At 64.4% G+C, this 7045-nt stretch carries 8 protein-coding genes; 7 read left to right on the top strand and 1 reads right to left on the bottom strand.

Annotation, left to right across the window (positions count from 1 at the left end; all coding sequences use genetic code 11):
• The 7 genes from EPO55_RS09105 to EPO55_RS09075 all read left to right on the top strand — a co-directional run.
• The coding region (locus tag EPO55_RS09105; RefSeq protein ID WP_296336344.1) for a hypothetical protein at window positions 1-604 on the top strand (604 nt) is incomplete at its 5' end.
• A 10-nt stretch (window positions 605-614) separates the two neighbouring features.
• Window positions 615-1100: a MaoC family dehydratase gene (locus EPO55_RS09100; RefSeq protein WP_296336343.1), complete on the top strand. Its 486-nt coding sequence runs from the start codon at window positions 615-617 to the stop codon at window positions 1098-1100.
• Between the two features lie 2 nt (window positions 1101-1102).
• Window positions 1103-2263: an acyl-CoA dehydrogenase family protein gene (locus EPO55_RS09095; RefSeq protein ID WP_296336342.1), complete on the top strand. Its 1161-nt coding sequence runs from the start codon at window positions 1103-1105 to the stop codon at window positions 2261-2263.
• Window positions 2263-2742, top strand: coding sequence for a MaoC family dehydratase (locus EPO55_RS09090; RefSeq protein WP_296336341.1), 480 nt, complete (start codon window positions 2263-2265; stop codon window positions 2740-2742). Before EPO55_RS09095 ends, EPO55_RS09090 begins: the two co-directional genes overlap by 1 nt.
• Window positions 2739-3965, top strand: coding sequence for a CoA transferase (locus tag EPO55_RS09085; RefSeq protein WP_296336339.1), 1227 nt, complete (start codon window positions 2739-2741; stop codon window positions 3963-3965). Before EPO55_RS09090 ends, EPO55_RS09085 begins: the two co-directional genes overlap by 4 nt.
• A gap of 11 nt (window positions 3966-3976) precedes the next feature.
• Window positions 3977-4894 (top strand): CoA ester lyase, encoded by a 918-nt coding sequence (locus EPO55_RS09080; protein WP_296336338.1) that lies wholly within the window; start codon window positions 3977-3979, stop codon window positions 4892-4894.
• Window positions 4895-4903: 9 nt separating this feature from the next.
• Entirely contained in the window at window positions 4904-6085 is a 1182-nt protein-coding gene (locus EPO55_RS09075) for an MFS transporter (RefSeq protein ID WP_296336337.1), read from the top strand.
• Here EPO55_RS09075 and EPO55_RS09070 read toward each other — a convergent pair.
• Window positions 6082-7041, bottom strand: coding sequence for a tripartite tricarboxylate transporter substrate binding protein (locus EPO55_RS09070; protein WP_296336334.1), 960 nt, complete (start codon window positions 7039-7041; stop codon window positions 6082-6084). The genes EPO55_RS09075 and EPO55_RS09070 overlap by 4 nt on opposite strands.
• Window positions 7042-7045 lie beyond the last annotated feature (4 nt).

Genomic DNA, 7045 nt, shown 5'->3' with positions numbered 1-7045 from the left:
CGCTCTCGGCGAACCGCCGGCCGGCTGGCACCTGCGCAACAATCTCTTCAAATACCATGCCGCCTGTTACCTGACGCACGCGCCCATCGAATGCGCCAAGGAAATCAGGCTGAAGAACAACTTCCCGCCGGAACGAGTGAAGAAGATCCTGCTGCGTATCGATTCGGGCTCGAACAAGGTCTGCAACATCCCGCATCCGACGACCGGCCTGGAAGCCAAGTTCTCGCTGCGTCAGACCATCGCCATGGCGCTCACAGGTATCGATACGGCCAACCTCGATTCCTACAACGACGCGGTGACACAGGATCCGCGCATCCAGGCACTGCGCGGAAAGGTCGACATCGACTTCAAGCCCGACTGGGCCCACTCCCTGGCCGAGATGGCGATCCAGCTTGACGACGGCACGACCATCGAGGCCTCGCACGACTCGGGCATTCCCTGGGCCGACGTCGCCAAGCAGCGCCAGGCGATCGAGGCCAAATACGAAAGCCTGGTGACGCCGGTCCTGGGCGCCCCGGGCGCCAGGCGCCTGCACGATGCCATCGAACGCATCGACAGCCTCGCCGACGTAGGCGAACTCGCCCGCGCCTCTGCCAAGAACTGACGGAGACAGAATGTCGGAGGATTTCAGGGCCCGTGCCCGGTTGGTGCCGAAGGGTAACCGATACGAGGATTTCGAGGTCGGGCGGGTCTTCAAACACCATTGGGGTCGCACCATCACCGAGTCGGAGAGCACCCTCTTCTCGACGCTGACGCTGCATTTCAATCCGCACTACTTCAACGCCGCCTATGCCCGCGCCCATGGCCATCCCGGCATGGTCGCCAACCCGCTGCTGGTCTTCACCACGGTCTTCGGCCTCACGGTCGAGGATCTGAGCGAGGGCGGCGGGCCATTCCTGGGCGTAAACGAACTCACCTATCACCAGTCCGTCTATCCCGGCGATTCGCTTCGCGCCGAATCGGTTGTGCTCGACCGGCGTGTCTCGGACTCGCACAAGGGGTTCGGCATCGTCACCTGGCACACCAAGGGTCTCAACCAGCGCGAAGAGCTCGCCATCGACTTCAAGCGCACCAATCTCGTCCGCCTCAGGAACCCGTAAAGATGCCTTTCCTCACCGAAGAACGCCGCATGATCCAGGAGCAGGCGCGCGAGTTCACGCTAAACGAGGTCCTGCCCGTCGCCAACAAGCTCGACCCCGAGAAGGGCGACATCCCGATGGACCTGCGCGACAAGATGGCCGCGCTCGGCTACTTCGGCATCCTCATCCCCGAGCAGTATGGTGGCTTGGGTCTCGGCTGTTCCGAGTACTGCATTGTCACCGAAGAACTCTCGCGCGGTTGGATGAGCGTTGCCTCCATCATCGCGCGCGGCAACCTGCTGATCGGCTCGCAGATGATGAGCGAGGAACAGCGCACGCGCTACCTGCCACGCATGGCCAAGGGCGAGTTCCTTGGTGCCTTCTCCATGTCGGAACCCAATGCAGGCTCCGACATCTCCAACATCTCCTGCCGCGCCAGGAAGGACGGCTCGGGTTATCTGATCAGCGGCAACAAGTACTGGTGCACCTTCGCCGACGGCGCCGACTTCCTGATCATCATCGCTCGCACCTCCGACGCGCCCACGAGCAAACGCCATCTCGGCCTCTCCATGTTCTTCGTCGAGAAGAAGCGCGGCGAACTGCCCAAGGGTGTCAACGGCGCCCCAATTCCCAAGATCGGCTATTTCGGCTGGAAGACATGGGAATTGGCCTTCGACAATTTCCGCGTCGATGCAGCCGACATGATCGGCGAGGAAGGTCAGGCCTTCTACTACGCCACTGCCGGTCTCGAGACGGCGCGCGCCCACACCGCGGCCCGCGCCATCGGCCTCGCCCAGGGTGCGCTCGACGATTCGATCCGCTACGCCGGCGAGCGCCGCCAGTTCGGCCAATCGATCTCGGAATTCCAGGCGATCCGCTTCAAGATCGCCGACATGGCGACGCAGATCGAGGCAGCGCGCCAGCTCAACTACTTCGTCTGCGAGCAGATCGACACCGGCCAGCGCTGCGACAAGGAGGCCTCGATGGCCAAGCTCTTCGCCTCGGAGATGGCCGAGCGCGTGTGCAGCGAGGGCCTGCAGATCCACGGCGGCGCCGGCTACACCACGCTTCATGCCGTGGAGCGGCACTGGCGCGATGCCCGTCTCACCAAGATCTTCGAGGGCACTTCCGAGATCCAGAAGCGCATCATCTCGGATCGCCTGCTCGGACGCGGGAGGAACTGATGAAAGTCTCCGCCCTCACCGGGAAGACCAACTACTTCGAGGACTTCAAGGTCGGCGACGTGATGAAGCACGCGCGCGGCAAGACCGTGGAGCCGATGGAACAGGTCTGGATCACCAACGTGACCATGAACACGGCCGAGGCCCACTTCAACGAGCACCTGACCAAGTCGACGCCCTACGGCCAGCGGCTGGGCTTCGGCGGCGTCACCATCTCGATGTGCATCGGCCTCGCCGCCGAAGACACCGCCGAGAACGCGCTGATGGAGATCGGCATGGACAAGATCCGCCTGAAGGGCCCGCTCCATCACGGCGATACGCTCTATTGCTACACCGAGGTGCTGGAAAAGAAGGACGCCCAGCAAGCCGACGCCGGTATCGTGCGCTTCAAGCACTACGGCGTGAATCAAGACGACAAGCACATCTTCGAGGGCGAGCGCACGGTGCTGATCAAGAGGCGCAGTCACTGGGGAGACAAGTGAGCGACGCCCAGCCACTGGGAGCGCTGGATGGAGTCCGCATCGTCGATCTCACCCAGATGCTGGCAGGGCCGTTCTGCACGATGCTCATGGCCGATCAGGGCGCAGAAATCATCAAGGTCGAGCCACTCGACGGCGATCACACCCGAATCATCGGCCCCTACCACGCCGATGATCAACTGAAGGCGTTCGGCGGCTACTTCGCCTCGGTGAATCGCAACAAGATGTCGATCGCCATCGACCTCAAGCGACCCGAAGGCCGCGATCTCGTGATGCAATTGTGCAAGGATGCTGACGCCGTAGTCGAGAACTACCGCGGTGGCGTCATGGATCGCCTCGGTCTCGGCTACGAAGCGCTGCACGAGCGCCATCCCAAGCTGGTCTATGCCACCATCCGCGGTTTCGGCGACTGGCGCACCGGCCGCAGCCCCTACACCGACTGGCCCGCCTACGACGTCGTGTCCCAGGCCTTCGGCGGCATCATGGCGATCACCGGTCCCGACAGGACCACGCCGATGAAAGTCGGCCCCGGCATCGGCGACCTGATGCCCGCCACCATGTGTGCCTTCGGGATCGTCAGCGCCATCTTCCGCGCCCACAAGACCGGCAAGGGTCAGTTCGTCGATGTAGGCATGGTCGACGCGATCCTGTCGCTTTGCGAGCGCATCGTGCACCAGCATGCCTATACCGGTGGCGTGCCGACGCCCGAGGGCAACCACCATCCTCTGCTCTGCCCGTTCGGCATGTTCCCGGCCAAGGATGGCTTCATCACCATCGCGGCCCATGCCGACGCCCACTGGCCGATCCTCTGCCGGCTGATCGGCAAGCCGGAGCTCGGCAACGACCCGCGGCTTGCCAACGTGCAAGACCGGCGGGCGAACCAGGACGAGATCATCGCCGTTGTGTCGGCCTTCACCAGCCGGCACACCAAGAAGGAGCTGCTCGCCCATCTCGGCGGCCAGGTACCGTTCGCGCCCGTCAACGACGTGCGTGACGTCTTCAGCGATCCGCACTTCGCCGCCCGCGACATGATCGTCTCGGTGCCCCATCCCGGCCTCGACCATGAGACCAAGGTGGCGGGCGTGGCGATCAAGATGACCGAGACCCCCGGCCGTGTGCGCCATCGCGCCCCCTTGCTGGGCGAGCATACGGACCGCTATCTGACTGAACTCGGCCTCGGTGGCGCGGAAATTGCCCGCCTGAGGGCTGAAAAGATCGTTGCCTGAGGAGATTTGCCATGACCGACCGCCCTCCCCGCCGCCCGCGCCGCGTCCAGCTCTCCACGCCGGGCTCAAGCGAGAAGATGATCCAGAAGGCATCCGAGTCGAAGGCGGACCATGTCTTCCTCGACCTCGAGGATGCCGTGGCGCCCAGCCAGAAGCGCGACGCCCGCAAGAAGATCATCGAGGGCCTGAAGACGCTCAACTGGAAGGGCAAGACGCGCTGCGTGCGCATCAACGATCTCACCACCGAGTACGCCTATGAGGACATCATCGAGGTCGTCGAGGGCGCGGGCGAGCATCTCGACACCATCATGATGACCAAGGTCATGACGCCTGCCGATGTGCTGTTCGCCGACAAGCTGCTTTTTCAGATGGAGAAGAAGCTGAAGCTCAAGCGCCGCATCGGCCTCGAAGCCCTGATCGAGGAAGTCGAGGGCATGCAGAATGTCGATGCCATCGCCAAGAGCACGCCTCGTCTGGAATGCCTGGTGTTCGGCATGGGTGATTTCTCGGCCTCGATGGGCGTCACCAACAAGAATGTCGGCGAGAACGACGGTTACCCGGGCGACATCTGGCACTATGCCCGCTTCCGCCTGGTCATGGCCTGCCGCGCCGCCGGCATCGATCCGGTCGATGGCCCGTTCGCCGATTTCAAGAATCCCGAGGTCTATCGCGAGGAGTGCCGGCGCTCGATGATCCTGGGTTGCGTCGGCAAATGGGCCATTCATCCCTCGCAGATCGACGTCGCGCTCGACGTCTATTCGCCCAAGCCCGAGGACATTGCCCGCGCCCGAATGCTCGAGAAGGCCTATGCCGAGGCCGAGGCCAAGGGCCTGGGCGCCATCAACGTCGACGGCATAATGGTCGACGTGGCGTCCATTCGCATCCTGCGCAACACCATCCTGAACAAGGCCGACCTCTACGGGATGTAAGCCAACACCATGAAACGCGCGATCATACCGGTGGCCAGCATGCTGGCCATCCAGGCGATGATCTCGCTCTCGGTGATATCGCTCAGCGTCATGATGCCCGAGGTCGCGCGCGACCTCGCGATCGACCCCAAGCTGGTCGGCGTCTTTACGGCGATCATCTACGCCATCGCGGCAGGCGTGGCCCTGGCCGCGGCCGGCCCGATTGTGCGGCTGGGCGCAGTGCGCGTCTGCCAGGCGGCTCTTCTCATGGCCGCCATCGGTCTCGCCCTCAATGCCATGGCGCTGGTCGCCGCGACCGTTTTAGCCGTGGCCTTCATCGGCGCGGCGCAAGGACCGATCAACCCCGCGTCAGCCCATGTGCTCTCACAGCGCGTGCCGCGCGAATATTTCGGCATGGTCTTCTCGGTGAAGCAGACCGGTGTGCCGATCGGCTTCGCGCTGGCGGGCATAATCTTCCCTTTTCTGCTGTCGCTGGTCGGTTGGCAGGGCGCCAGCCTTATCGCGGCCGGTGCGGCGGTGCTGGCGGCAATCATCATCGAGCCTCTGCGTCCCAGTCTCGACACCGTGGCGACGACCGGCAAGGCGCCACGCAACATATGGTCGTCGATCCGCTTCGTGCTGGGCCACAGCCAGCTTCGCGTGCTGGGCTGGTCGGCTTTCGTCTACGTCATCGCCCAACACACCTTCACCTTCTATCTCGTCACTTACCTCTACGAACATTGCAGCCTGTCGATTGTCGAGGCCGGCGCCCTGCTCTCGGCGTCGCAGCTCGTCGGCACCGGTGTGCGACTGCTGAGCGGCGGCGCGGGCGATCGTATTCCGCGCATGCAGCTTCTGGGCTGGACCGGCATCGCCATGACGGTCGGCTGCATCGCGACGGGCCTGTTGGCCGCCGACACGCCCCTTTGGCTGATCACCCTTGTTGTGGTCGGCTACGGCTCGGTCGTGATCAGCTGGAACGGCACCTCGCAGGCCGAGTTCGCCCATCTCTCGCCGCCCGGCGAGGCCGCCGCCACCGCTGCGGTGCAAACGGCGCTCGCCTTCTCCGGCGCCGTCTTCGGTCCGCCGATCTTCGCCCTCATCGCCTGGGCGGTCAGCTATCGCATGGCTTTCTTTTTCGTGGCGGCCTGCGTGCTCGTGGCCGCTGTCTGGCAGATCGCGGCGGCTCGGCGGAGACGGCAGGGCGCCTAGGGCTCCCTCATGCCTGCGATCCTCACGACCTCGCCCCACTTGCGGGTCTCGCTCTCCTGGAACGCAGCGAGCTCTTCCGGCGAGCCAGGAAACGGAACGCCTAGGGTCGTGCGCATCAGACCCCGATAAGCCTCGGAGGCTACCGCCTCGCGAATCAGCTGGTTCAGCTTGTCGATGATCGGCCTTGGCGTGCCGGCTGGCGCGTAGGCGGCGTTCCACGGCCGCGACTCGTAGCCAGGCAGGCCGCCCTCGGCCACTGTCGGGAATTGTTCGAGGCCGGGATAACGCTGGGGGCTGGTCACTGCCAGGCCGCGCGCTCGACCGTCCCGCACCGGCGGCAGGCCGGTGGTGAAATCACTGAAAGTGACGTCAATGCGGCCGCCCAGCAGGTCGGCGATGACCTGCGGCTGGGCCTTGTAGGGCACGCCGAGCAGGTCGACCTTGGCCATGATCTTAAACAGCTCCGCGGCGCCGCGGGCCGAGCCGTTGCCGCTCCCGAAAGTGAGTTTTCCGGGCTGCGCGCGGGCAAGCGCGACGAGATCGGTGATCGATTTCACCGGCAGTTCGTTACGCACCATGACGATCTGCGCGCCGCTCGACAGCCCGCTGATCGGCGCGAACCCCTTCACAGGATCGTAGGGCAACGCCTTGTAGACATGCTGGTTGATGGCCTGCGTCGTCTGCGTCGTGACAAAGATCGTGTATCCATCGGGCGGCGCCGCGGCCGCCATCTGGGCGCCGATCTGGCCTTCGGCGCCCGGCTTGTTCTCGACGACAACGCTCTGGCCGGTTCGGCGCGACAATTCGGAAGCGATGACGCGCGCCACCGTGTCCGTCGCTGTTCCCGGCCCGAACGGTGCAATGATCCGGATGGGCTTGCTGGGATAGTCCTGGGCGGCGACGGGCGCTGCCCATGCCGCCAACGCCATTGTGATCAGGAGAGCAACCATTCGCATGGCC

Origin of the sequence: Reyranella sp. (assembly GCF_004296935.1) — a bacterium.
In the GTDB taxonomy this organism is placed as follows: domain Bacteria; phylum Pseudomonadota; class Alphaproteobacteria; order Reyranellales; family Reyranellaceae; genus Reyranella.
This window is presented reverse-complemented; position numbering and strand designations above follow the sequence as displayed.

Bases quoted from the DNA above. Each gene is read 5' to 3' on its own strand.
- EPO55_RS09070 (WP_296336334.1), bottom strand. From the start codon at position 7,041: ATGCGAATGGTTGCTCTCCTGATCACAATGGCGTTGGCGGCATGGGCA.
- EPO55_RS09075 (WP_296336337.1), top strand. From the start codon at position 4,904: ATGAAACGCGCGATCATACCGGTGGCCAGCATGCTGGCCATCCAGGCG.
- EPO55_RS09080 (WP_296336338.1), top strand. From the start codon at position 3,977: ATGACCGACCGCCCTCCCCGCCGCCCGCGCCGCGTCCAGCTCTCCACG.
- EPO55_RS09095 (WP_296336342.1), top strand. From the start codon at position 1,103: ATGCCTTTCCTCACCGAAGAACGCCGCATGATCCAGGAGCAGGCGCGC.
- EPO55_RS09100 (WP_296336343.1), top strand. From the start codon at position 615: ATGTCGGAGGATTTCAGGGCCCGTGCCCGGTTGGTGCCGAAGGGTAAC.
- EPO55_RS09090 (WP_296336341.1), top strand. From the start codon at position 2,263: ATGAAAGTCTCCGCCCTCACCGGGAAGACCAACTACTTCGAGGACTTC.